General features: G+C 38.2%; 25 protein-coding genes and 1 other annotated feature. All 25 genes read left to right on the top strand.

Annotated elements, in window-relative coordinates; genetic code table 11:
* Positions 1 to 87: 87 nt before the first annotated feature.
* On the top strand, positions 88 to 1065 hold the full coding sequence (mraY, locus tag AC1MGI_RS12045; RefSeq protein ID WP_480345474.1) for a phospho-N-acetylmuramoyl-pentapeptide-transferase: 978 nt from the start codon (positions 88 to 90) through the stop codon (positions 1063 to 1065).
* A complete protein-coding gene (gene murD / locus AC1MGI_RS12050; RefSeq protein WP_480345475.1) occupies positions 1066 to 2418 on the top strand; it encodes a UDP-N-acetylmuramoyl-L-alanine--D-glutamate ligase in 1353 nt (450 codons plus the stop codon).
* Between the two features lie 336 nt (positions 2419 to 2754).
* Positions 2755 to 3864: a stage V sporulation protein E gene (gene spoVE, locus AC1MGI_RS12055; RefSeq protein WP_480345476.1), complete on the top strand. Its 1110-nt coding sequence runs from the start codon at positions 2755 to 2757 to the stop codon at positions 3862 to 3864.
* Between the two features lie 730 nt (positions 3865 to 4594).
* A complete protein-coding gene (murB, locus tag AC1MGI_RS12060; protein ID WP_480349775.1) occupies positions 4595 to 5503 on the top strand; it encodes a UDP-N-acetylmuramate dehydrogenase in 909 nt (302 codons plus the stop codon).
* A 149-nt stretch (positions 5504 to 5652) separates the two neighbouring features.
* A complete protein-coding gene (locus tag AC1MGI_RS12065; protein WP_480345477.1) occupies positions 5653 to 6453 on the top strand; it encodes a cell division protein FtsQ/DivIB in 801 nt (266 codons plus the stop codon).
* Positions 6440 to 7138 (top strand): DUF881 domain-containing protein, encoded by a 699-nt coding sequence (locus tag AC1MGI_RS12070; RefSeq protein WP_480345478.1) that lies wholly within the window; start codon positions 6440 to 6442, stop codon positions 7136 to 7138. Before AC1MGI_RS12065 ends, AC1MGI_RS12070 begins: the two co-directional genes overlap by 14 nt.
* Entirely contained in the window at positions 7104 to 7889 is a 786-nt protein-coding gene (locus tag AC1MGI_RS12075) for a DUF881 domain-containing protein (RefSeq protein WP_480345479.1), read from the top strand. The genes AC1MGI_RS12070 and AC1MGI_RS12075 overlap by 35 nt, the downstream gene beginning before the upstream one ends.
* A 15-nt stretch (positions 7890 to 7904) precedes the next feature.
* On the top strand, positions 7905 to 8267 hold the full coding sequence (locus tag AC1MGI_RS12080; protein WP_062181404.1) for a small basic family protein: 363 nt from the start codon (positions 7905 to 7907) through the stop codon (positions 8265 to 8267).
* A 344-nt stretch (positions 8268 to 8611) separates the two neighbouring features.
* On the top strand, positions 8612 to 9904 hold the full coding sequence (ftsA, locus tag AC1MGI_RS12085; RefSeq protein ID WP_480345480.1) for a cell division protein FtsA: 1293 nt from the start codon (positions 8612 to 8614) through the stop codon (positions 9902 to 9904).
* A gap of 41 nt (positions 9905 to 9945) precedes the next feature.
* Complete coding sequence (ftsZ, locus tag AC1MGI_RS12090) at positions 9946 to 11106, top strand: cell division protein FtsZ (RefSeq protein WP_480345481.1); 1161 nt, start codon at positions 9946 to 9948, stop codon at positions 11104 to 11106.
* Between the two features lie 833 nt (positions 11107 to 11939).
* Positions 11940 to 12866, top strand: a complete 927-nt coding sequence (spoIIGA, locus tag AC1MGI_RS12095) for a sigma-E processing peptidase SpoIIGA (protein ID WP_480345482.1) — start codon at positions 11940 to 11942, stop codon at positions 12864 to 12866.
* 54 nt (positions 12867 to 12920) lie between these two features.
* Positions 12921 to 13640 carry an RNA polymerase sporulation sigma factor SigE gene (gene sigE / locus AC1MGI_RS12100; protein ID WP_028392934.1) on the top strand — a complete coding sequence of 240 codons (720 nt, stop codon included), beginning with the start codon at positions 12921 to 12923 and terminating at the stop codon, positions 13638 to 13640.
* Positions 13641 to 13783: 143 nt separating this feature from the next.
* Positions 13784 to 14563, top strand: a complete 780-nt coding sequence (sigG, locus tag AC1MGI_RS12105) for an RNA polymerase sporulation sigma factor SigG (protein WP_062181394.1) — start codon at positions 13784 to 13786, stop codon at positions 14561 to 14563.
* Between the two features lie 402 nt (positions 14564 to 14965).
* On the top strand, positions 14966 to 15226 hold the full coding sequence (locus tag AC1MGI_RS12110) for a YlmC/YmxH family sporulation protein (protein ID WP_049680699.1): 261 nt from the start codon (positions 14966 to 14968) through the stop codon (positions 15224 to 15226).
* A 74-nt stretch (positions 15227 to 15300) separates the two neighbouring features.
* Positions 15301 to 16122 carry a peptidoglycan editing factor PgeF gene (gene pgeF / locus AC1MGI_RS12115; RefSeq protein ID WP_480345483.1) on the top strand — a complete coding sequence of 274 codons (822 nt, stop codon included), beginning with the start codon at positions 15301 to 15303 and terminating at the stop codon, positions 16120 to 16122.
* An 8-nt stretch (positions 16123 to 16130) separates the two neighbouring features.
* Positions 16131 to 16808 (top strand): YggS family pyridoxal phosphate-dependent enzyme, encoded by a 678-nt coding sequence (locus AC1MGI_RS12120; RefSeq protein ID WP_480345484.1) that lies wholly within the window; start codon positions 16131 to 16133, stop codon positions 16806 to 16808.
* 15 nt (positions 16809 to 16823) lie between these two features.
* Positions 16824 to 17279 carry a cell division protein SepF gene (locus AC1MGI_RS12125; RefSeq protein WP_403073212.1) on the top strand — a complete coding sequence of 152 codons (456 nt, stop codon included), beginning with the start codon at positions 16824 to 16826 and terminating at the stop codon, positions 17277 to 17279.
* 6 nt (positions 17280 to 17285) lie between these two features.
* A complete protein-coding gene (locus AC1MGI_RS12130; protein WP_403073214.1) occupies positions 17286 to 17546 on the top strand; it encodes a YggT family protein in 261 nt (86 codons plus the stop codon).
* 169 nt (positions 17547 to 17715) lie between these two features.
* On the top strand, positions 17716 to 18489 hold the full coding sequence (locus AC1MGI_RS12135) for a YlmH family RNA-binding protein (protein WP_480345485.1): 774 nt from the start codon (positions 17716 to 17718) through the stop codon (positions 18487 to 18489).
* A 73-nt stretch (positions 18490 to 18562) separates the two neighbouring features.
* The gene (locus tag AC1MGI_RS12140; protein ID WP_480345486.1) at positions 18563 to 19063 is read left to right on the top strand and encodes a DivIVA domain-containing protein; all 501 of its coding nucleotides are present in this window, start codon (positions 18563 to 18565) and stop codon (positions 19061 to 19063) included.
* Positions 19064 to 19124: 61 nt separating this feature from the next.
* Positions 19125 to 19364 (top strand) — a binding site (T-box leader).
* A gap of 275 nt (positions 19365 to 19639) precedes the next feature.
* Positions 19640 to 22405, top strand: a complete 2766-nt coding sequence (ileS, locus tag AC1MGI_RS12145; RefSeq protein WP_480345487.1) for an isoleucine--tRNA ligase — start codon at positions 19640 to 19642, stop codon at positions 22403 to 22405.
* Between the two features lie 182 nt (positions 22406 to 22587).
* Positions 22588 to 23061: a signal peptidase II gene (lspA, locus tag AC1MGI_RS12150; RefSeq protein ID WP_062181372.1), complete on the top strand. Its 474-nt coding sequence runs from the start codon at positions 22588 to 22590 to the stop codon at positions 23059 to 23061.
* On the top strand, positions 23054 to 23968 hold the full coding sequence (locus tag AC1MGI_RS12155; RefSeq protein ID WP_480345488.1) for an RluA family pseudouridine synthase: 915 nt from the start codon (positions 23054 to 23056) through the stop codon (positions 23966 to 23968). Before lspA ends, AC1MGI_RS12155 begins: the two co-directional genes overlap by 8 nt.
* A 193-nt stretch (positions 23969 to 24161) precedes the next feature.
* A complete protein-coding gene (pyrR, locus tag AC1MGI_RS12160) occupies positions 24162 to 24704 on the top strand; it encodes a bifunctional pyr operon transcriptional regulator/uracil phosphoribosyltransferase PyrR (protein ID WP_480345489.1) in 543 nt (180 codons plus the stop codon).
* Between the two features lie 182 nt (positions 24705 to 24886).
* Entirely contained in the window at positions 24887 to 26164 is a 1278-nt protein-coding gene (locus AC1MGI_RS12165) for a solute carrier family 23 protein (protein ID WP_480349777.1), read from the top strand.
* Positions 26165 to 26284: the final 120 nt, after the last annotated feature.

The following is a 26284-nucleotide window of genomic DNA, read 5'->3' on the forward strand; positions in this document are numbered from 1 at the left end:
CATCTGAAACATATTATGAAATGGATGAAATAACGGCAGTGGAATTTATAAATTGTAATACTGCATTAGGAATGAGGGAATAGATTCATGTTAGAACAAGTAATTTTTTATACAATATTGACAGGGTTTTTAATTACAGTTCTTCTATCACCAATTTTTATCCCTTTCTTACGTAGGCTCAAATTTGGACAAAGCATTCGGGAAGAAGGACCTAAATCTCATCAGAAAAAATCTGGGACACCGACAATGGGCGGCTTGGTCATTTTACTTGCTGTTGCGATTACAACATTGACAATGGTATTTAAATTTTCTGAACCATCTATAGAAATATATTTATTGTTGTTAGTTATGATTGGTTTTGGCCTTTTAGGTTTCCTTGACGATTTTATAAAAGTGGTAATGAAACGTAATCTGGGCTTGACATCACGTCAAAAGCTAATTGGACAAATTATCATATCCGTCATTTTTTATCTAATCTATCGCAAGACAGATGCTTTCGTACCTGAAATTGCTATTCCAGGAACCGATTTGGCGTTAAATGTAGGTTGGTTTTATATCATCATTGTGATTTTCTGGTTGGTTGGTTTTTCAAATGCTGTTAATTTAACAGATGGCTTGGACGGACTTGTTTCAGGAACGTCTGCGATTGCTTTTGGTGCATTCGCTGTGTTAGCCTGGTACCAATCACAATACGATGTCGCGATTTTTTCTGTATCCGTAGTAGGGGCCGTCCTTGGATTCCTTGTATTCAATGCGCATCCTGCAAAAGTGTTTATGGGAGATACCGGATCTTTGGCATTAGGTGGCGCTGTTGCTGCCATCGCACTGTTAACAAATCTAGAGCTACTATTGGTTATTGTTGGCGGGGTATTTGTCATTGAAACACTATCTGTTATTTTACAGGTTGCCTCCTTTAAAACGACAGGAAAACGGATTTTTAAAATGAGTCCTTTGCATCACCATTATGAATTGGTTGGCTGGTCCGAGTGGAGAGTTGTCGTTACATTTTGGTCGGTCGGCTTATTATTTGCTATTTTAGGAATCTATTTAGAGGTGTGGTTATAAGTGAAAGAGACTACAAGTTATTTAAGAAAAAAAATATTAGTGTTGGGATTAGCGAAAAGTGGAGTAACCGCAGCATCCCTTTTACATAAATTAGGTGCCTTTGTTACAGTCAATGATATGAAGCCATTATCAGAGAATCCAGAAGCACAAGGCTTACTGGAACAAGGGATCAAAGTTGTTTGTGGAAGTCATCCGATTGAATTACTTGATGAGGGCTTTGAACTCATTGTGAAAAATCCAGGGATCCCTTATCGAAATCCGCTTGTTAAGGGCGCAATTGAAAGAGGCATTCCAGTCATCACGGAAGTTGAATTGGCCTATCATGTAAGTGAAGCGCCATTTGTTGCGATAACGGGAACGAATGGAAAAACAACAACTACGACGCTTATCTTTGAAATGCTCAAAGAGGGTGGAAAGTTGCCGTTGATCGCTGGGAATATCGGTACGGTTGCTTCAGGTGTGGCAGAAAATGCAACAGCTGATGAAACGATTGTGATTGAATTATCATCATTCCAATTGATGGGGATTGATAGATTTAAGCCAGAAATCGCAGTTGTAACCAATATTTATGATGCTCACCTTGATTACCATGATTCAAAACAGGAGTACATTGAAGCGAAAACGGCGGTTATGAAAAATCAAATCGGCAGTGATTATTTTATCTATAATGCGAATCAAGAAGAAACGATGAATATGGCAAAGAATTCTTTGGCAGAGCTTGTTCCATTTTCAATAACTAACAAGCATGAAAATGGAGTGTATATTGAAGGTAATGCCGTATATTTCCGCGGTGAGCGTATTGTTAATGTTTCAGATATTCGTCTACCTGGAAAGCATAATTTAGAAAATATACTCGCGGCCGTAGCAACTGCAAAACTTAAAAATGTCAAGAACGAAGCAATCCAGCATGTTCTTCAAACCTTCCAAGGAGTTACACATAGAACTCAATATGTAGCAACGATTGAGGGAAGAATGTTTTATAATGACTCTAAAGCAACGAATATTTTAGCGGCTCAAATGGCACTATCATCATTTGATGTTCCGGTTATCTTGCTTGCTGGAGGACTTGATCGAGGTAATGAATTTGATGAACTAAAACCATATTTAAAGCATGTAAAAGCTGTTATTACATTTGGTGAAACGGCAGAGAAAATTGAACGGGTTGCACGTGATGTAGGAATATCTATTGTAAAACATGTCGATAATGTAGAGAAAGCCGTACCCGCAGCGTATGAAGTTTCAAAAGAAGGGGATTGTATCCTACTTTCACCTGCATGTGCAAGCTGGGATCAGTATAAAAGTTTCGAAATAAGAGGAGACATGTTTATGGAGGCAGTGCATAAACTGAAATAAGAGCTTCTTATTCAGAACACTGAGCTTGCATAATGGAGAATGATTTCTGCTTCTCTTGTTTGAATGACATCTTTTAAAAAAAGTGATAGAGTAAAACTCCTATTATTTGGAGTATAGTTTATACTCAACGGATGGTTAATCTCATTCTAGCATCGCGAATCTTGATTAACGCTACGAACCCGATTGATTGAACTAAACCTCCACTTAAGCTTCGGTACGATTACAGTCCGATAATAAGGGGGGAAACGTACTTGTCACTTTTTTTGACTTATTATGCTTAAATTAGCGTGATAAGAATAGAAGGCTCGTACAGGCTCTAATACGTACTAGAGGTGTATGACAGTGCCGTTGAAAAAATCAAATCCGGATTTTATTTTAATTATTGTTACTTTAAGTTTGCTGGCGATTGGGTTAATCATGGTGTATAGTGCTAGTGCGATATGGGCTGCTTACAAGTTTGAGGGAGACTCGTTCTACTTTGCAAAACGACAGCTTCTATTTGCTGGAGTTGGGGTCGTCTGCATGTTCTTCATCATGAATGTTGATTATTGGACATGGAGAACATGGGCAAAGCTCATTGTTATCGTTTGTTTTGTTTTACTGCTCGCTGTTTTAGTCCCTGGTATAGGTGTAGAGCGAAATGGTTCACGAAGCTGGATTGGTGTTGGTGCATTTTCGATTCAGCCATCAGAGTTTATGAAATTAGCCATGATTGCATTTTTAGCGAAATTTTTATCAGAACGGCAAAAGTTCATTACCTCCTTCAAGAAGGGATTAATGCCTTCGTTGGGGCTTGTGTTTTTAGCGTTTGGCCTAATCATGTTACAGCCTGATCTTGGGACAGGTACAGTCATGGTAGGAACTTGTGTTGTTATGATCTTTATTTCAGGGGCAAGGGTGATACATTTTGCTTGGCTCGGTTTACTTGGAGTAGCAGGCTTTGTGGCTCTCATTGCTTCGGCACCTTATCGAATAAAGCGAATTACCTCTTTTCTAGATCCTTGGGCAGACCCGCAAAATAGTGGCTTTCAAATGATTCAGTCCTTTTATGCAATCGGTCCTGGCGGATTGTTTGGACTTGGACTTGGACAAAGCCGACAAAAGTTTTTCTACTTGCCTGAACCGCAAACGGATTTTATTTTTGCCATAATTTCAGAAGAACTTGGGTTTATAGGTGGGACATTGGTGATTTTATTATTTGCGTTGCTTTTGTGGAGAGGGGTCCGGATTGCGTTAGGAGCTCCAGATCTATATGGGAGTCTTGTTGCAGTCGGAATCATTGCAATGGTAGCAATTCAGGTGATGATTAATATCGGAGTCGTGACAGGGCTAATGCCTGTAACTGGAATAACACTTCCGTTACTAAGTTATGGCGGATCATCTTTAACCTTGATGCTAATAGCAATAGGAGTGTTATTAAACATAAGTAGATATTCAAGGTATTAAAAATCAAAGCATTGCCTCCTATTGATGATTTGAATGGACGGTAACACTGTCATATCTAACTATATGTCAAGGTGAATAGGAATTGCCCGAAGAATGAGGAATCTCTTTCTATGGGCAATTCCTATTTTGAATCATAAGGACGTAGTATGTGTTCTGTACTAGATAGGAATAAGAACTATCGAGAAATAGTTATGCATCACCAATCATGTATCTGCAACACCATAAGGTCAAAAATTTCCTATCCTCTGAAAAAATAGTGCTAATTTCTTTTTCGAGCGTACATAAGTCTGTTTAATCTGTATACTAAGTACAAACTTTTATACATTCAAAATTGTGTTATGGGTCTTTAGGATTATTTTTGAAAAGCGTTTGCATATTCCTTATTTAATTCAAATATTACCAAGTTGTTTCTGGATTAAAAACCAGTGTTTATTGTGGTAATGAAAGGGTGTTTAGACTATAGTATAAGAGGGTAAAAGCTGACAGTGCTTTGTTTTCTATATCTTAGAAAAAAATTACTAGGAAATTTAGTGAAAAAAGATCATTGATATTCACCGTTTCTATACATATAATATGCGATGTCTCATCAGAATTTATTCCGTATTAACGGGTAGTAAAACCCTCACTGATTGAAGTTTCACTTTATAGAGAGGCGATCGGATTATTCAAATCGAACCGTTCAAACTTTTATAGCATACAATGGAAGAACTTGAAATGAAGGAGGATTATGATGAAAGAAGTAATAGAGAAATTAAATCAGATGGAAGTAGGTAAGGTGCGTGAAAACGAGCCACTTGCAAACCATACAACAATGAAAGTCGGCGGTCCGGCAGAGATTTTCATTGAGCCATCGTCCCTTGAAAATTTAGAAAAAGCGATGGAGATCATAAAGGAACATAACATCGAGTGGCGAGCAATAGGCCGTGGATCAAATCTGCTCGTCTCAGATCAAGGTATAAAAGGTGCTGTTATTAAATTAGGTAAGGGATTAGACTCATTAGAAATAGAAGGTACTGATATCACAGCAGGGGCAGGTTTCTCACTTGTAAGTCTTTCTGTACAATTTAGCAGAAAAGGACTTTCGGGTTTAGAATTCGCGAGTGGAATACCCGGTTCAGTTGGTGGCGCTGTGTATATGAATGCTGGTGCCCATGGTTCAGATATTTCTAAAGTATTAAAAAAAGCATATATTCTGTTTGCTGATGGAACACTACAATGGTTATCAGCAGCAGAAATGGAATTCTCTTATCGAACCTCGATCCTTCAAAAAAAACGACCGGGCATTGTTTTATCGGCTGTTTTTCAATTAAAATCAGGCAACCGGGAGGAAATTGTTGCTGCAATGCAGAACAATAAAAATTATAGAAAAGAAACTCAGCCATATGATTTGCCTTGTGCAGGAAGCATCTTCCGTAATCCGCTGCCACATTATGCTGGCCAGCTTGTTCAGGAAGCTGGATTAAAAGGGCATGCAATTGGTGGAGCAAAGATTTCTGAAATGCATGGGAATTTTATTGTCAATGCGGGTGAAGGTAGTGCAAAGGATGTGTTAGCTTTAATCCAGCATGTAAAAGATACTGTATACGGAAAATTTGGGGTTAAACTTGAAACAGAAGTCGAAATTATTGGTCGGAAATAACTTATGTAGTATACGAATCATGCTTAATCGTGTGCTATAAAAATATCCTGAAATAATCTCATTCGTATTATTATGAGATCTTATTCCTGCCAATTGGCAGCAGGCGGATTACAGCATAGTCCATTTGTTTTCAGGAAGAGGTGAGGGAGATGGAAAAAGGAAAAATTGTTTCCATTGAAGATCGTATCCCAAAATTAAAGAAGCTTAGAAAAAGAAAAGCGAATAGAAGGTTGATTCTATTGCTATCATTCTTTTTTATTCTAATTGCTAGTGTTTTGTATTTTCTTTCTCCACTTAGCCATATTAAAGAAATTAAGGTAAGGGGGAATCAATATTTATCATCAGATCAAATTATTACGTTAAGTGGCTTAACAATTGATACTAACATTTGGAAAGTTAACAAAAGTGAAATGATAAAAAAAATGAAAGAAAGTCAAGAGGAAATTGAGTCTGTTACCGTTTCAACACAATTTCCAAATTCAGTGTTGCTCACGATAACCGAATTTGAAAGAATCGCTTATCTTTCAAAAAATAGTCAATTTTATCCAATCATGGAAAACGGCAAGATCCTGACCAAGCTTGAACGCGAAGAAATTCCAGTTTTCGCGCCTGTGCTGATTGATTTTACTGAAGGTGATGCATTAAACCTATTATTGGATGAATTGAAAGAATTGCCTGAAGAAATTCGAAACTCAATTTCTGAAATTCGTAAGGAACCTACCAAAACGGACGTCTATCATATAACGTTGTTTATGAATGATGGGTTTGAAGTGAGTGCGACTAGCAGAACTTTATCCAAGAAAATGATACATTACCCTTCGATTGTTGCTCAATTAGATCCAAATATAAAAGGGGTCATTAATCTTGAGGTGGGCTCTTTCTTTAAAGCTTATGATACCCCTAATCTAACGGAAGAGATTGATGGGGAGAAACAAGATGAAAATGATTAAAGGTAGAAAAGTCATCCTTTCCATTGTGAGTCTTGTCCTTGGGTTTATGGTTGCTTTTTCCTATAATCTAACAAAGCAAAAACAGAGGGAAGCAAACCTAGTAAATCAAACGTGGGATCGAGAATATGAGCTTAGAGAACAGCTAATCGAACAAGAGAAAGTGAACAGGAAACTCAGTCAGGAATTACGGAAAAAGCAGGCACAAGTAACAGATATTGAAAAAGACCTTTCAAAAGAAAAGGAATCCTCGTTTAAACTTGCAAAAGAAGCTAAGAAATATCGGATGTTTCTGGGGAAGATTAAAGTGAAAGGACCAGGACTTACCGTGACGCTTGCAGACGGTATGACTGGAAAAGTAGATGATAATATAAATGATTACCTAGTTCATGAACAGCATGTTTTTAAGGTCATTAATGAATTGTACATATCAGGTGCAGCTGCGGTGGCTGTTAACGGACAGAGGCTGAATCATAATTCGTATATTGTTTGCAATGGTCCTGTAATTACTGTGGACGGACAGCAGTATCCTGCACCTTTTGTGATCACGGCAATTGGGGATACTAACGTGTTGGAGGCTTCACTTAACTTAGCTGGAGGAGTCAAAGATCAATTAGTGAATGAAAATATCATATTCACGATATTGAAGCAAAATGAAGTGGAAATGGAACCGGTATTTAGTAGCTAAGAAAATTCACCGTACCAAAGAAAGCTTGGTGACACTTTTGAAAAAAAGGAATAAAATTGCCTTTACTTTAGTTGCGGTGATCATTGGATTTATGGTAGCCATTCAATATAAAACGATTAAAGAACCATCCGTCAAGCAGGTAAGGGATACGCGTGATTCCTACGAGCTTAGAAGCGGTATATTAAAGGAGCAGAAAGTCCAAACTGAATTGGTTCAGGAAATCAGTAATTTAGAAGAAAAGCTTGCTCAATACGATACAACAAGAAGTCAGAGTAAGGAGCAAATTCTAAGTGAGACGTTGGAAGAGCTCAAAAGCGAAGCAGGAATGACTGAAGTGAGTGGAAAAGGAATTATTTTAATCATTAAACCAATTGAGGAAAATATTCTATTAGGTGAGAACATTCCGAGTGTTTCTCCTGAGCTTTTAAAACGGCTGCTAAATGAGTTATACCTATACGACGCAAAAGAGATTTCGATAAATGGGCAGAGGATTATTACTACATCTGTTATTCGAGATATTAATGGACAAACAAAGATTGATGGCAAGAGTGTATCAAGGGATTCAATTGAAGTAAGGGTACTTGCAACAGACGCCAAGAAACTTAAAGAAAGGATTCAGGTTTCTCCGACAATCGATAATTTTTATGTGGATAATTATGAGGTTACTATTTCTAATCCATTGGACAAAGTAACGCTACCTTCTTATCAAAACTCATTAAATATTCAATATATGGAACCCATTGATGAATAGGAGGACAAATAACCTATGTGGCTTCCTATTTTTGGCCTTTTAGTAGGCATCACTTTAGGCCTTTTAACAGATATCAAGATTTCCGCTGAATATGCGAATTATTTGTCGATCGCGATTCTTGCAGCATTAGATACTTTAGTTGGCGGAATTAGGGCGCATTTACAAAATATCTATGATGAAAAAGTTTTTGTATCTGGATTTTTCTTTAATATCATCTTGGCTGCAAGTTTAGCTTTTCTAGGCGTACATCTTGGTGTAGACTTATATTTAGCTGCTGTTTTTGCATTTGGTGTAAGATTGTTTCAAAATATAGCAGTTATACGGCGCGTAATGTTAACAAAATGGTCCCTTTTTAAAGAAAAAACAGAAAAAAATTAGTGTTTTTTAAAAGGAAATATGTTATGCATGACGAATATTGTTAAGAAGTGTATCGTTTATGAAACAGATGACATGACATGTGAAATTCTGATTTGTTTAGTACATGTACGATTCTGCTTTGAAAAATAGACAGACTATCCAAAGAGAAAACGATTCTTTGGTAGCTATATCACTACAAGTGCGTGTTCAAAAAGGAGGATAAAAAGAGCCGAGAAGTTCGCAAGCTTTTTTACCGGAGTTTTTGAACAACCTCTACAATATGGTTATGAAGGATAGAAAGAACATTTGTATTACCTATTGTTGTTTTTTAGAAAAATGTTAAAACTTGAAGGAGGTGCCATGGAATGAACAGCAATGAAATTTACGTAAGTCTCGACATCGGTACATCCAGTATTAAAGTAATCATTGGTGAAATGGTTAACGATACATTAAACATAATCGGTGTAGGAAATGTAAAATCAGAAGGATTAAAAAAAGGGTCAATCGTAGATATAGATGAAACCGTTCAATCTATTCAGCGGGCCGTTGAACAGGCAGAACGAATGATTGGGATGGAAATCAATAAGGTAATAGTCGGTATAAGCGGTAATCATGTAATGTTACAACCTTGCCATGGCGTTGTCGCAGTCTCAAGTGATAATAAGGAGATAACCAGTGCGGATGTTGTAAGGGTTAGAGAGGCAGCCGAATTGATTACGATTCCTTCTGACAGGGAGATTGTCGATATTATCCCAGTTCATTATAAAGTGGACGAGCTTGATGAGATTAGCGATCCAAGAGGCATGATTGGTGTTCGATTGGAAATGAGAGGGATATTAATTACAGGTATGCGCACGATTTTACATAATTCATTAAGATGTGTAGAAAGAGCAGGCTTGGAGATTACAGATATTGCGCTTCAACCACTTGCTGCGGGCTCTCTTGTGTTATCAAAAGATGAAAAAGAACTTGGTGTTGCGCTTCTCGATATTGGCGGTGGTTCAACAACACTTGCTGTTTTCGAACAAGGGTATTTGAAACATACATCTGTGATACCAATTGGCGGAGAGACGATTACTAAAGACCTATCTATCGTATTACGTACAACAACAGATGATGCAGAGAAAATCAAAGTTAAACATGGGCATGCTTTTTATGATGATGCGTCAGAAGAAGATGTGTTCAATATACCTATTATCGGTAGCGACCAGCACCAACCTTGCAATCAGCTGATGTTATCTGACATAATCGAAGCAAGGATGACAGAAATATTTGAACTTGTTCAAAACGAATTAAATAGAATTGGCGAGAGTGATCTTGCAGGAGGATTTGTATTGACTGGCGGCGTTGTAAAGATGCCAGGAGTTTTAGAACTTGCTCAATATATTTTCCAAAACCGAGTGAGGACAGCTGAACCGAATTATATTGGTGTTCGGGAACCTCAATATACAACAGCTGTTGGATTAATTAAACATGCTTGTAAAAAGGCAAGAACACAAAAAAATAATCAAGCGCCTGTAGCTACAGGTTCTGCTTACGAAAATCGAGAACAGAGTCAAAAAGTGCAACAGCCTCAACCGAAAGAACGAGTGGAGAAACCTCGGACCGAAAAAGGTGAATCTAAATTCAAAAAGATCCTTGGTTACTTTTTTGAATAGACAGGAAATTATCGGAATATCGTCAAATTAGGAGGATTATCATGTTAGAGTTTGATTCTAATCTAGAAACATTAGCTACTATAAAAGTCATCGGTGTAGGCGGGGGCGGTAACAATGCCGTAAACCGTATGATTGAGCACGGGGTCCAGGGGGTAGAGTTTATTTCTGTTAACACAGATGCGCAAGCTCTAAATCTATCAAAAGCAGAAATTAAAATGCAAATCGGAGGTAAACTTACTCGTGGATTAGGTGCAGGTGCAAATCCAGAAGTAGGTAAAAAAGCGGCTGAAGAAAGCAAAGAACAAATTGAAGAAGCGTTAAAAGGCGCGGATATGGTATTTGTAACGGCAGGAATGGGTGGTGGTACGGGTACTGGTGCAGCGCCTGTTATCGCTCAAATTGCAAAGGACTTAGGAGCGTTGACTGTAGGTGTTGTTACACGTCCCTTCACATTTGAAGGACGCAAACGTTCAACACAGGCTCAGGGTGGAATAGGCGCAATGAAGGAATCAGTCGATACGCTAATTGTTATTCCAAATGATCGATTACTTGAAATCGTTGATAAAAGTACGCCAATGCTTGAAGCATTCCGTGAAGCTGATAATGTCCTTAGGCAAGGTGTTCAAGGTATCTCTGATTTGATCGCGGTTCCTGGTTTAATTAACTTGGACTTTGCAGATGTTAAGACGATTATGTCTAATAAAGGTTCTGCGCTCATGGGAATTGGTATTTCTTCTGGTGAAAACCGTGCGACTGAAGCAGCAAAAAAAGCCATCTCAAGTCCACTTCTTGAAACATCTATCGACGGTGCTCAAGGGGTCTTAATGAACATTACTGGCGGAACGAACTTAAGTTTATTTGAAGTTCAAGAGGCAGCGGACATTGTTGCAAGTGCTTCTGATCAAGAGGTAAATATGATTTTCGGTTCTGTTATTAACGAAAACTTTAAAGACGAAATTGTCGTAACAGTGATTGCTACAGGCTTTAATGAAGCGGAAGAAATTAAACCTGTATCGTCAAGACCTTCTTTTGGACAAGTACGACCTTCATCACCAACTTCAACTACTGGAGTTAAACGTGAAGTAAAAAGGGAAGAACATGTCGAGCAACAACAGCAACAACAGCCTGTTCGTAATTCTAATCAAGCAGAAGAAGCATTGGATATCCCAACCTTTCTACGTAACCGTAATAAACGACGCTAATTTGTTGAGTTATAAAATTTAACAGATTAAAAGAGCGTGTTCAAAAAGAAGGATAAAAGAGCCGAGAATTTCAAGAAGAGACAGAGCTTTGATGCAATTCGTAAGCTTTTTTACCGAACTTTTTGAACATCCTCTATAATAAGACTCTTTTCTACAGAATAAAGAGAGGATGCCCATTAAGGATCTATCCTCGCACTCTATACACATAAACTGTATATAGATGATGTGAGGTCTAACCTTTTTGATATGGGTCATCCTCTTTTTTTTGCGTACTTATCCATTCCTTTTTGAAAATTGGGAGTTTCACTTTATCGAATACCCTGATTCAATGACAACTAAGGTAAGAATGTTACGTTGTTTAGTCATTATTTGTGTCACTCCCCTTTTTTTGTAGATAACGTTTTACTTTGTAGCATGTATGCTCTAAGTAGCGCTCCTTGTCCCGTATCCTCCACTAACAAAGATCATAAGCGAACGATCTTCACTTGATTTTTTCTACAAAAAAGCAGAAAAACTCCTAAAATATCCAGTCATAATGTGACACACTTTCTGATGCAAGGTACGATATACTTTTTGCTAACAGAAGGTGTGCAAGCTATTCTGTAAAATGATAAAAATTATTATGATTTTTTCGGTCTTGTTTTAACAAGACGCGTTCCCTTTTCTCGCGAGAAAGAAGATATTCATTAACAAATTCTGGTGATTGCGTAAGTAGCCGAACTCCTTCATGGTCCAGCTCAACCTGATGGATGGGGTAGAAGAGTACCCTTTACACGCTTACACAGGACGTGCTGACTTCTGAGTTTGCGCAATTCTAAAAGGGTGGTGTATATTTGACGCTCTATTTGGATGTTATCTGGTTATTGAATTGGTTGTTTGATTGTCTTTTGCTTTACTGGACTGCGATTTTGTTAAAGCGGAGAGTTCCTTTCTGGAGAGTTCTTGCGGGGGGATTCCTTGGTTCTCTCATTATTGTCTTATCTTTTACTTCATATCATTTGTTTGCTGATAGAGTGTTAGTAAAACTATTATTCTCCATTTTTATGATTTTAACAGTGTTTGGTTTTGGCAGGTTTAAAGTTTTCGTGAAAAATTTGGCTACGTTGTATTTCGTTACTTTCTTGTCTGGAGGTATTTTGCTCGGTCTCCATTATTTATTTGAATACAACGTTTTATCTGGACAGCACACTATGTATAAAGGGATTAATCAATTCGGTGACCCAGTCAGTTGGATATTTGTTATGATTGGATTCCCACTGGCATGGCAATTCTCAAGGAGGACTTTAGAATCGATAGAAATGACGAAGATTAACCATCAACAATTAGTTAAAGTTACGGTGAAAATTGATAATTTCATTTGTTCAGTTGAAGGTTTTATTGATAGTGGAAATCAGCTGTATGATCCAATTTCGCAATCTCCAGTCATGATTTTATCACTAAAAGGCCGAGAAAATATGATTCCAAAAGATATGGTAGAACTTTTTGAAAATCCAGATATTCTACTTAATGACGTGGGAGGCACTCAGTATACGTGGGCGGATCGATTACGAATTATTCCAAGTAAAGTTGTTGGCAATGATCACCAGTTGTTGACTGCGATTAAATCCGACTGGATTGAAATTATTCAAAATAAAGATATTTTTCGCGTGAAAACTGGACTAGTCTCTTTTACCTTCCAAACATTATCGGCAGATGGAAAATTTGACTGCATTGTCCATCCGAAAATGGTAACCGGTATTCCAGTCCAAGCTGTTTCATGAGAAGGGATATATAAAACATACTCACATTTGTAGAAAATAGAAGGGAGAATTCAATTGAAAAAAACTATTCTACGTCTCACCTATTACTGGTATAAATTATTGTTTAAGCTCGGGTTGAAAACAGATGAAATTTTCTACATTGGAGGGAGTGAGGCCTTGCCACCTCCGCTCTCCAAAGAAGAAGAGGAAGTGTTAATTAATAAATTACCAAAAGGTGACGAAACAGCACGTGCCATGCTAATTGAGAGAAACTTACGACTTGTTGTTTATATTGCGAGAAAATTTGAGAATACAGGCATTAATATCGAGGATTTAATCAGCATTGGTACAATAGGCTTAATCAAAGCTGTTAATACTTTTAATCCAGAGAAAAAAATTAAATTAGCTACATATGCATCCAGGTGTATCGAGAATGAAATCCTCATGTATCTGCGGAGAAATAACAAGATTCGTTCTGAGGTGAGCTTTGATGAGCCGCTTAATATCGATTGGGATGGCAATGAATTACTGCTTTCCGATGTACTTGGAACAGAGGAAGATATAATTACGAAAGATTTAGAAGCTAATGTAGACCGGAAATTGTTAACAAAGGCACTTACGCAGCTTTCTGATCGAGAGAAACAAATTATGGAACTACGATTTGGATTAGCAGGACAAGAAGAAAAAACACAAAAGGATGTAGCGGATATGTTAGGGATTTCTCAATCTTATATTTCTAGACTAGAAAAAAGAATTATTAAAAGACTTAGAAAAGAATTTAATAAAATGGTATGAAAAAAATTTTTCTAAATGCAAATAGCGATTGGCAATGGGTTGATCTTTAATCAGTGTTTTTAACGATCCCTCACTGTGCATATTTTTCAGACTCCGGGAGATACTTAATTTTGAAAGGCAGCTCCTGTGAGGAGGGAAAAATTTTGTCTCGTAACAAGGTTGAGATTTGCGGTGTTGATACATCAAAACTACCGGTATTAAAAAATGAAGAAATGCGGATACTCTTTAAAGAAATGCAAGGTGGCGATACATCAGCGAGAGAAAAACTGGTAAATGGCAATCTTCGGCTCGTGTTGAGCGTAATTCAGCGCTTCAATAACCGAGGTGAATTTGTGGATGATCTATTTCAGGTAGGCTGCATTGGTTTAATGAAATCGATTGATAATTTCGATTTGGGTCAGAACGTTAAATTTTCGACATATGCGGTCCCGATGATTATCGGAGAGATTAGAAGATATTTACGTGATAATAATCCAATCAGGGTTTCCCGTTCGTTAAGAGATATCGCCTATAAAGCTTTGCAGGTAAAAGAAAAGTTGATGAGCCGAACATTGCGCGAACCAACTGCTGCAGAAATTGCCAAAGAATTAGATGTATCCCACGAAGAAATCGTCTTTGCACTCGACGCAATTCAGGATCCAGTTTCATTGTTCGAGCCAATTTATAATGATGGTGGAGATCCGATTTACGTATTAGACCAATTAAGTGATGAAAAAAATAAAGACAGTCAATGGATTGATGAAATTGCGTTGAATGAAGGAATGCGTCGTCTGAATGAACGAGAGAAAATGATTCTCCGAAAACGATTTTTCCAAGGGAAAACGCAAATGGAAGTGGCCGAGGAAATTGGTATCTCACAAGCACAAGTATCCAGACTTGAGAAAGCAGCAATTCGGCAAATGAATAAGAATATCCAACAATAAAAAATATTGTTTGGACAGTAACCGACTCCATTTCTTGGCATATGTCAAGAATATGGAGTTTTTTTATGTATTAGTGTGTGTATTAAAAATTGAACTAAGAAAGTTTTAAAATCAAGTACATGTGGTTTCTTTTTAAACATATACATAGTATTAAGAAATAACATGGCGTAAAACTCTACGATTTAGTTTGACGGAAGGCTTGATAAAACTGAGAAGCTATTCAAATAAAGTGGCGGAGCAGAGACGCAATTTTATCCTGCATTAACGGGCAGTAAGATCTCCAGCTTAAGGCTTGGAGGAATCGGAAATGTGAAGGTGGGGGATGAAGAAAATCCTCACCGATTGAAGTTTTACTTTATAAAAGGATATTTAATTTTGAATAAAGAAGAGGAGCTGATCAAAATGGTCAGAATATCTGAATTTCAAATAAAAGATATTGTCAATATAGGAGATGGAAAAAGATTAGGAAATATGGTGGACCTCATTATTAATCCTCAAGCAGGTTCCATTGAAGCGATCATTGTATCGAATGGAAGCAGAATGCTTGGTATTTTTGGAAAAGACGAAGAGATTATCATTCCATGGAAGAAAATAAAAAAAGTCGGTGAAGATGTTATTCTAGTTGAACATTCATTTGCATTTAAAGAAAACCTTGATGATTAGCAAGTAATTCTGCTTTTCATAGTGAAAATAAAGGGTAATGTGATACACTAAATAAAAAACAAGAGGTAGGGATTATGACAGAACCATTTCTATTGCATGAAGAAGAGTTTTTTTATCTCGAAAGCTGGATGAATAAGTTTCCAGGGCTAGTCGCAGGTTTCACTACAAAAAATGGTGGAGTTAGCAAGGCGCCCTATGCTTCGTTGAATATTGGCTTTCATGTGGGGGATAACAAGGAGGATGTTGTCACAAATCGCAGTCTGCTAGCTGAAAAGCTATCATTCCCTTTAACAGATTGGGTTTGCGCCGAACAGACGCATGAGACAAAGATTGTGAAAGTTTTGCCGTCTGACTGTGGAAAGGGTGCGAAGGATTATCTTTCCAGTCTCAAAGCATCGGACGGACTTTTTACAACAGAGAAACAAATTCTCCTCACCCTTGTGTTTGCGGACTGTGTTCCTCTTTATTTCATCGCATCAAAGCATAGCATGGTGGGAGTAGCTCATGCGGGTTGGAAGGGAACAGTCGCAGGGATTGCAACTTCCATGATCGAGTCATGGAATCAAGCGGGTATCCTGTCATCAGATATTCATGTAACGATTGGTCCATCCATTTGTGGCGATTGTTATGTTGTTGATGATAAAGTTGTCAAGTTTGTGCAAAAATTGCTGGAAGATTATGACGAAAAGCCATATAATTTAATTAGTGAAGGACAATATAACCTAAATCTGAAACAGGTCAATGCTGAAATTCTAGTAAAGGCCGGGGTTCCTCGAGAACAAATAGACATTTCTACACTATGTACCAGCTGTGAAAACGAAAAGTTTTTCTCTCATCGGCGTGATCAAGGAAAGTCAGGACGTCTCATGAGTTTCATTGGCTGGAAGGAGGAATAAAAGGAACATTGAGAGTAGTAGATAATAAAACGATTATTGATGAAAAAATAAAAGCTGCATGTCAGAAAAGTGGCAGAAACAGTGATGAAATTACGATAGTAGCCGTGACAAAATACGTTTCAGTGGAGCGTGCCAATGAAGCAATAGAAGCTGGGCTTATGTCTCTCGGTGAAAATCGAGATGAAGGGCTTTTAAATAAATATGCTGTATTAGGGGACAAGCCAACCTGGCATTATATTGGCAGCCTGCAAACTAGGAAGGTCAAAAATATCATTGATAAAGTGGAATATATACATTCTCTTGATCGGATGTCATTGGCTGAAGAAATTGAAAAACGGGCAACTAAGCCTATAAAATGTCTAGTGCAGGTAAATGTTTCTGGTGAAGAGTCTAAGCATGGAATGACTCCTTTAGAGACGTTATCGTTTATTCGTAATTTAGAATCTTTTACAAATATTCAAATAGCTGGGTTAATGACAATGGCTCCTCTTACGGAAGATGAAAATGAACTTCGGGCTTGCTTTAAAAAATTGAAGGAGCTACAAAAAGAAGTTCAAGCTGCCAACATGACACATGCACCATGTATGGAGTTATCAATGGGAATGTCGAATGATTTTACTATCGCCATTGAAGAAGGTGCAACGATGATTCGCATAGGAACTGCATTAGTCGGTGGGGAATCCTAAGGAGGTACACGTTTCATGTCATTCGTATCAAAATTTAAATCATATTTCGCATTAGATGATGAATATGAATACAGAGAAGAATTGGTCGAGGAAGAGGTGAAGGAAGCGAAACCAATGAAATCATCGAAAAGCGCGCATTCCTCCCAAAATGAAAATAAGAATGTAGTAAGTTTGCAAAGTGTTCAAAAATCTTCTAAAGTAGTATTATTAGAACCACGTGCATATGCAGAAGCCCAAGAAGTAGCAGATCATTTAAAAAATCGTCGTGCAGTTGTCGTAAACTTGCAACGAATCCAGCATGATCAAGCTAAACGTATTGTCGATTTCCTAAGCGGGACAGTTTATGCGATCAGTGGTGACATACAAAAAATTGGTACAGATATATTCTTATGTACTCCGGATAATGTGGATGTTTCCGGAAATATTACCGGGTTTGCTTTGGACGAGGAGTACGAAGAAGCGAGGTGGTAAAGCGAAATGACAATGTTAGTTGGGATTTTATTAACGGTAATTAGATTTTATTCATATGCACTAGTTGCCTATATTTTAATGTCATGGTTTCCTAATGCAAGAGAAACAGCGATTGGGCAGTTTTTAGCTAGAATCAGTGAGCCATATTTAGAACCGTTTAGAAGATTTGTTCCGTCTTTTGGAATGATTGACTTTTCACCAATTGTTGCAATACTTGCTCTGCAGTTTGCAGGATATGGGATCCGGCAGATTTTCTCATGGCTCTAAAGATTTTTTATAGTGTGAGTTCAAAAAAGCCAAGAAATTCTGCGAGCGATAGTCTCAAACCTTGCGGGTATCCAGTAATACGTAAGAACTAAAGAGACGAAGTGACAAAGAAATTCGCAAGCTTGTTTACTGGACCTTTTGAACAACCTTTTAAAGGGAGTATTATTTCATGAATATTTACCAGCATTTCAGGCCGGAAGAAAAAGAGTTTATTGATCGTGCACTTGGATGGATAGAGGCAGTAAAGCAGAATTATTCTCCCAGATTAACTGATTTTCTTAATCCGCGTGAACAACAAATCTTACTTGCTTTGGTTGGAAATGATGCTGCCGCTTTGCTGCAATTTTTTGGAGGCAGTGAAGTGGTAGAGCGCAAACGTGCCCTCATTTATCCCGATTATTATGTTCCAGAGGAAGCAGACTATCAAATGACTTTATACGAAATATCGTATCCAAAGAAATTTATTTCGCTTACGCATAGGCATGTTCTAGGAACACTTATGTCGCTTGGTCTGAAGCGTGAAAAATTTGGTGACATTTTAGTAGATGGACAGAATATTCAATTTATCGCGGCTGCGGAAATTGAGGATTATCTTACTGCAAACTTAGAAAAGATGGGCAAAGCTTCTGTTTCTATAAAAAAGCTTTCTTTAACAGAAATTATTGTAGAGCAAGGGAACTGGGAGGAGCAGAGTCATACCGTATCATCGCTTCGACTTGATGCCCTACTTGCAGCCTTTACTAATTTATCGAGACAAAAAGCCCAAACCTTACTAGCTGCTGGCAAGGTAAAGGTCAATTTCAAAAGTACTGAGCAGGGTTCAATGGAATGCCGTGAAGGTGACACTTTATCTGTGAGAGGATTTGGTAGAGCCAAGGTCTTGTCGATAGATGGTAAAACGAAAAAAGATAAATGGCGAGTTAGTATCGGCAGGAAAAAATAACGAAGAAATTAGTAGGAAACACGTGAATGTTGTCATAAATATAAGACTTATAGAGAATACGTGGAGGTGCATCATGCCATTAACCCCGATTGATATACATAATAAGGAGTTCAGTAAAGGCTTCCGTGGATATGATGAAGATGAAGTAAATGAATTTCTTGATCAGATTATTAAGGATTATGAGCTGATTCTCCGGGAAAAAAAAGAACTTGAACAGAGACTGAATGAAGTAGACGATCGTCTTGGCCATTTTAATAATATTGAGGGAACACTGAATAAATCAATCATCATTGCTCAAGAGGCTGCCGAAGAAGTAAAACGTAACGCCCAAAAAGAAGCAAAGTTGATAATTAAAGAAGCTGAGAAGAACGCAGATCGGATAGTTAATGATTCGCTCAGCAAAGCAAGAAAACTTGCTCTGGAAATTGAAGATTTGAAAAAACAATCCAAAGTATTTAGGATCAGGTTCAAGATGCTAGTTGAAGCGCAGTTAGATTTACTAGGTTCAGATGACTGGGACCACCTAATGGAATATGAAGTCGATGCAACAGAATTTGCAGACAAAGATTCATAATCCCTGCTTGACTTTTTGCACTTATTTCGCATATAATTTCTTACAATCAACTTAATATTGATATGAAACGATGATAGGGATAGTAAATGCATTCATACACTTATTTAAGCGAACTGGAGATGGTGGAAGTCCGGTATAAGTGAACGTATTGAATATCACCCTGGAGTTCCGAGTCGAACCCGTTAATGGCAGTAAACAAGGCGTTACATTCACGTTACGAATGCTTGAGAGGATAAAGATTGTCTAATACTTTATCTAGCCAGGGTGGTACCGCGGGAATATAAGTCTTCTCGTCCCTATTTTAGGGATGAGAGGACTTTTTTTGTTGCTTAAAAACGTTACAGAATTTTTTATGTTGATAGAAGAATGGGTCTATCTGCATTCAGCAAAGCATAATTCCGTATAGCCTCCAGTTTAGGGAGTCAAAATACAGACTACGTATTTGGAGAACCATATGCTTAACAGAATTATACAGGATGTGCTGGCTATAATGTTCGCCAGAGGATGTGGCGGACGATAGGAGAAGTTCCATAAAAGGCGCGATTTAAGCTTTTCTAATAGGATGGAGGAAGAATAATGGAATACAAAGATACTTTATTGATGCCAAAAACAGAATTTCCGATGAGAGGAAATTTACCGAAAAGAGAACCTGAAATGCAATCAGCATGGGAAGAAATGAATATTTATCAAAAGGTTCAGGAAAAAACGAAAGGCCGTCCGCTTTTCATCCTTCATGACGGACCACCTTATGCAAATGGAGATATCCATATGGGGCATGCTTTAAACAAGGTTTTGAAGGACTTCATTGTTCGTTTTAAATCAATGAATGGTTTTCACGCACCATACGTACCTGGTTGGGATACACACGGTCTTCCGATTGAAACGGCTTTAACAAAAAAAGGTGTAAAGCGGAAAGAAATGAGTGTCGCAGAATTTCGTAAGCTTTGTGAAGAATATGCATATCAACAAATTGATGGTCAACGTGAGCAATTTAAACGTTTAGGTGTTCGTGGCGATTGGGAAAACCCATATATTACTCTAAAGCCTGAATACGAAGCACAGCAAATTAAAGTGTTCGGTGATATGGCGAAGAAAGGGTATATTTATAAAGGGAAAAAACCAGTTTATTGGTCTCCTTCAAGTGAATCTGCACTTGCTGAAGCTGAGATCGAATACCAAGATAAACGCTCAGCATCGATTTATGTTGCGTTTGATGTTGTAGACGGTAAAGATGTCCTTGAAAAAGGCACGAAAATCGTGATCTGGACAACGACTCCTTGGACCATTCCAGCAAACCTAGGTATTTCCGTTCACCCTGATTTGACATATGTCGTCGTAGAAGTGGATGGAACACACTATGTAGTTGCCCAAGCACTACTTGAAGCAGTTACTACGACAATCGCTTGGGAAAATCCAACTGTTGTTAAAACGGTAAAAGGGAATGAACTAGAACACGTTTTAGCGAAACACCCTCTATATGACCGTCAATCACTTGTCATGCTCGGTGAACATGTAACAACAGATGCTGGTACTGGTTGTGTGCACACTGCGCCTGGACACGGGGAAGATGACTTTATCGTTGGTCAAAAATACGGTCTTGATGTTTTGTGCCCAGTTGATGAAAAAGGGGTTATGACTGAAGAAGCAGGAGAGTTTGCGGGTCTTTTCTATGATGAGGCAAATAAACCGATTACCGAAAAGTTACAGGAAATTGGCGCATTATTAAAATTGAGCTTCATTACCCACTCATATCCACATGACTGGCGGACGAAGAAACCGACAATCTTCCGTGCAACCGCTCAATGGTTTGCATCCATTAAAGATTTCCGAAGCGATCTATTGACAGCAATTGAAGAAACAAAATGGGTTCCAGCTTGGGGAGAAACTCGTCTGTATAATATGGTCCGTGACCGTGGAGACTGGTGTATTTCTCGTCAACGTGCTTGGGGAGTTCCGATTCCTGTCTTTTATGCAGAAGATGGCCAGGAAATCATCACAGACGAGACGATTAATCATGTATCTGATTTATTCCGTGAACATGGATCAAATGTTTGGTTTGAACGTGAAGCGAAGGACTTGCTTCCGGAAGGATTTTCACATGTTGGTAGTCCAAATGGTCTGTTTACAAAAGAAACAGATATTATGGATGTTTGGTTCGATTCAGGATCATCACATCAAGCTGTTTTGGAAGAGCGTGAAGACTTGCAACGCCCTGCTGATTTGTATTTAGAAGGGTCAGACCAATATCGCGGTTGGTTTAACTCATCGCTTTCAACAGCAGTAGCAGTAACAGGGAAAGCGCCGTATAAAGGCGTACTAAGTCATGGTTTTGCTCTTGATGGCGAAGGTCGTAAAATGAGTAAGTCAATTGGCAACGTCGTAATACCAGCAAAAGTAATGAATCAACTGGGAGCAGATATTCTTCGTTTATGGGTTGCTTCTGTAGACTATCAATCAGATGTACGTGTATCTGACCCCATTCTTAAACAAGTGGCAGATGTATATCGTAAAATTCGAAATACATTCCGTTTCCTTTTAGGGAATTTGGAAGGATTTAATCCAGAAACCGATAAAGTTGCATTTGAAAATCTGCATGAAGTCGATCAGTTTATGATGATTAAATTGAATAAATTGATCAAACAAACAAAATTGGCCTATGAAAACTATGAATTTGCATCCATCTATCACCTTGTCAATAATTTCTGTACGCTTGATTTAAGTGCTTTCTACTTGGATTATGCAAAGGATATTTTATATTGTGAGGCACCGGATAGCCATGATCGCAGAGCCATTCAAACTTTCTTATACGAAGCACTAGTAAGTTTGACTAAGCTTGTTTCACCAATCCTTTCTCATACAGCAGATGAAGTTTGGGCATTCATTCCTGGTGTTTCCGAGGAGAGCGCTCAGCTAACATTGATGCCTGAAGAATATTCAGTGACCAACACGAACACCATCGAAGAAAAGTGGAATGCTTTCTTAGATCTACGTGATGATGTACTCAAAGCGTTAGAAGAAGCAAGAAATCAAAAAGTGATTGGGAAATCTTTGAATGCCAAAGTAACGGTTTATGTAGATGAAAAAGAAAAGACTTTGTTGAATAGCATCGAAGAAAATCTTGAACAACTATTCATTGTTTCTAAGTTTGAAGTAGGTGGAACAGTGGAAGAGGCTCCTGATCAAGGAATTAAATTAGAAAAAGCCGTAATCGTAGTTGAAAAAGCTGAAGGTGAAACATGTGAACGCTGCTGGAATGTTTCAGAAAAAGTAGGGACAGTCGAAGCACACCCAACTCTTTGCCCTCGCTGTGCTACAGTTATGACGGAACATTATACAAACTAAATTAGTCATCCAATAAGGATGTGTCATCAGGTCTGTTTCCCACATCATGATATTTAGAGAACATCATGATGTGGGGGCAGACCTTTTAAAATTCGGATTAAAAAACAATCTTCATTATGCAATGAATCAAGATTATGCTACAATTCATAAGAAAAGATTGCGATTAGTTTGGGGGATTGAATGTGTTCTATTATATAATTGCCCTGTTGGTTATTGCAGCTGATCAGTTAACGAAGTGGTTGGTTGTAAAAAAGATGGAATATGGGGAAAGCATAGAAATTATTGAAAATTATCTATATATCACTTCACATCGAAATCGTGGTGCTGCCTGGGGAATTCTTCAAGGTCAAATGTGGTTCTTTTACGTGATTACGATAGTCGTCATAATCGGCATCATCTACTACATTCAGAAATTAAGCAAAGAAAGCAAACTTCTCGGAGTAGCGCTTGGCTTAATGCTAGGTGGAGCGATTGGTAATTTCATTGATCGAGTGATCAGAAAAGAAGTAGTGGATTTCGTTCATACGTACATTTTTAATTATAGCTTCCCAGTATTTAATGTTGCCGACTCAGCACTTTGTATTGGTGTTGCCTTACTCGTAATTTATATGTTTTTATCAGAAAGACAAGAAAAAAAGGAGCGAAAGAATGACTAATTTTACATACAACATTGAATCAACAGAAAGTAAAGCGCGAATTGACAAGGCGTTAGCAACCTTGAACGCAGAATGGTCTCGTAATCAAGTTCAGCAGTGGATTAAAGAGGGCCATGTTCTTGTGAATGGTGTTGCTGTGAAAACGAATTACAAATGCCAAGAAGGCGATGAGGTCATCGTTACAATCCCTGAACTTGAAGAATTGGATGTTGTCGCAGAAGAAATGAATTTAGAGATTTTCTATGAAGACAGTGATGTTCTTGTCGTGAATAAACCTCGCGGGATGGTCGTTCACCCGGCACCAGGCCATACTTCTGGCACACTAGTTAACGGTTTAATGGCACACTGTACAGATTTATCAGGAATTAATGGAGTCATGCGTCCGGGAATCGTTCACCGTATTGATAAAGATACATCAGGTTTATTAATGGTTGCTAAAAATGATATGGCCCATGAAGGTCTTGTACAACAGTTGGTTGATAAATCCGTAACTAGAAAATATCAAGCAATTGTACACGGTGTGATTCCCCATGATTTTGGAACGATTGATGCACCAATTGGTCGTGACAAGAAGGATCGCCAAAGTATGACTGTGACTGATGATAATTCAAAAAACGCTGTCACTCATTTCAGGGTAATCGAACGATTCAAGAATTTCACTCATGTTGAATGCCAATTAGAGACAGGGAGAACCCACCAAATTCGTGTTCACATGAAATACATCGGGTATCCGCTCGCTGGAGATCCGAAATACGGTCCAAGGAAAACATTGGATATAAATGGACAAGCTCTACACGCGGGAGTGTTGGGATTTGTACATCCAAGATCGAAAGAGTATATAGAATTCGAAGCACCGCTTCCAAAAGAGTTTGAAGAAGTGTTGGATTACTTAACTAAAAGTAATTGACAGCTTTGAGAAATAGAGATAAAATAAAAATAAGTTAAATATGAACCTTTAAATCGGTCCAGTGAGACCGAGAAGGAAAACGGATTAATTGGCCGACCTTATGTTGCCAATTCTAAAAAATCCCTATGCCTTCTTGGTATGGGGATTTTTTAATGATAATAAACCCATCATATAGTGAGAAGGGGAGACATACATGACTGAGAAAGCCATAGTGTTAGATGAACAAGCGATTCGTCGTGCACTGACTAGGATTGCGCATGAGATCATCGAGAAAAATAAAGGCATTGAAAATTGCGTTTTAATTGGGATTCGAACACGAGGAATTTACCTTGCAAATCGATTGGCAGAAAGAATCAGTGAAATCGAAGGCAAGGAAATACAAGTGGGAGAGCTTGATATCACACTTTACCGCGATGATTTATCAAAAACGACAGCGGATGGAAATCCGATTGTAAACGGATCAGATATTCCAGTTGAAATTGAGCAAAAAACCGTTATTCTCGTGGATGACGTTTTGTATACAGGCAGAACAGTACGAGCAGGAATGGATGCACTAGTTGATATGGGAAGACCCTCACAAATCCAGCTTGCAGTCTTAATAGACAGAGGTCATCGAGAATTGCCGATACGTGCGGATTTTGTGGGTAAGAACGTACCAACATCCCAAACGGAGAAAATATCTGTCGCCTTAACTGAAGTTGATCATGAAGATCAAGTAAGTATATTAGAAAAATAAATAAAGCCCTTTTTAATAGGTGGTCCTGAGAGGCTGACAAAGGGGAGTATGCTAAAGACGTGATCATGCCTTTATACAGGCATAATCAACTCTTAAGCAAACCTCTTTGTGCACACGGCAAAGAGGTTTTTTTATGTGAATGGGAGGAAATTTTCGTGGAACAAGTAAAGAAAAAAGACACCATGTATGATGTAGAAGATGTACCTAAATTAGGACATTGGATTACATTAAGTTTACAGCATTTATTCGCCATGTTCGGCGCGACAGTACTTGTCCCCTTCTTAGTAGGACTAAGTCCAGCGGTAGCACTCGTATCAAGTGGACTAGGAACATTAGCATACCTACTTATTACAAAAGGAAAGATTCCGGCCTATCTAGGCTCATCGTTCGCCTTTATTTCACCAATTATTGCCGCTAAAGCTTCGAGTGGTCCCGGCAGTGCCATGATCGGCTGTTTCGTTGCAGGTTTGGTATACGGGCTTGTTGCATTAATTATTTATAAAGCAGGTTTAAATTGGTTAATGAATATCCTGCCGCCAGTTGTCGTCGGTCCAGTTATTATGGTTATTGGCTTGAGCTTAGCTCCCACGGCTGTCAATATGGCGATGTATATAAATCCAAATACAGATCATCAAATTTATAGTATTACGAATATCACAATTGCCCTGATTACTTTAATCGTAACGATTGTTGGGAACATTTATTTTAAAGGCTTCTTCGGATTGATCCCGATTTTAATCGGTATTACCGTCGGATACATTTGCTCCATTATTGCTGGCATCGTTAATTTTGAACCAATTCGAGAAGCAAATTGGTTTGAAATACCAGAATTCATGGTGCCATTTGCAACATACACACCTACATTTTCTTGGGGTGTCATCGCCATTATGGTTCCAGTCGCGATTGTGACTCTTTCCGAACATATTGGCCATCAAATGGTATTAAGTAAAGTAGTGGGACGAAACTTCCTTGAAAAGCCTGGCTTACATCGTTCGATTGCAGGGGATGGTGCAGGGATTTTGATTGGCTCAATCATTGGTGGGCCACCCCTTACCTCATACGGTGAAAATATCGGTGTGCTAACAATGACAAGAGCATACAGTGTATACATTATCGGTGGTGCAGCGGTAACAGCCATTATTTTCGGATTTGTTGGTAAAATTTCTGCAGTAATTAGCTCGATTCCTTCAGCAGTTATGGGCGGCATCTCCATTCTCTTGTTCGGAATCATTGCATCAAGCGGATTGAGAATGCTGGTCGATAATAAAATCGATTTTGATAAAAAACGAAATTTAATGATCGCCTCTGTCATACTAGTATTAGGGATTGGCGGTGCATTCCTGAAATTATCGGCTGAAATTTCCTTATCTGGAATGGCATTATCTGCAATCGTCGGCATTTTACTAAATCTTATCTTACCTGGAAGAGAAAAAGTATCAGGAGATATGTTTGAAAATTAATCCTTTTAATAAAAAATACCATATAGATTTTATCACCTTTTAAAAGAAGTCCAGAGAGGCTGCCAAGGGTGTGATAGGAAAGAGAGGTGAATGTACTTCACCTTCTATCTCTGCCTACCC

It is taken from the genome of Peribacillus sp. BM1, assembly GCF_056679975.1.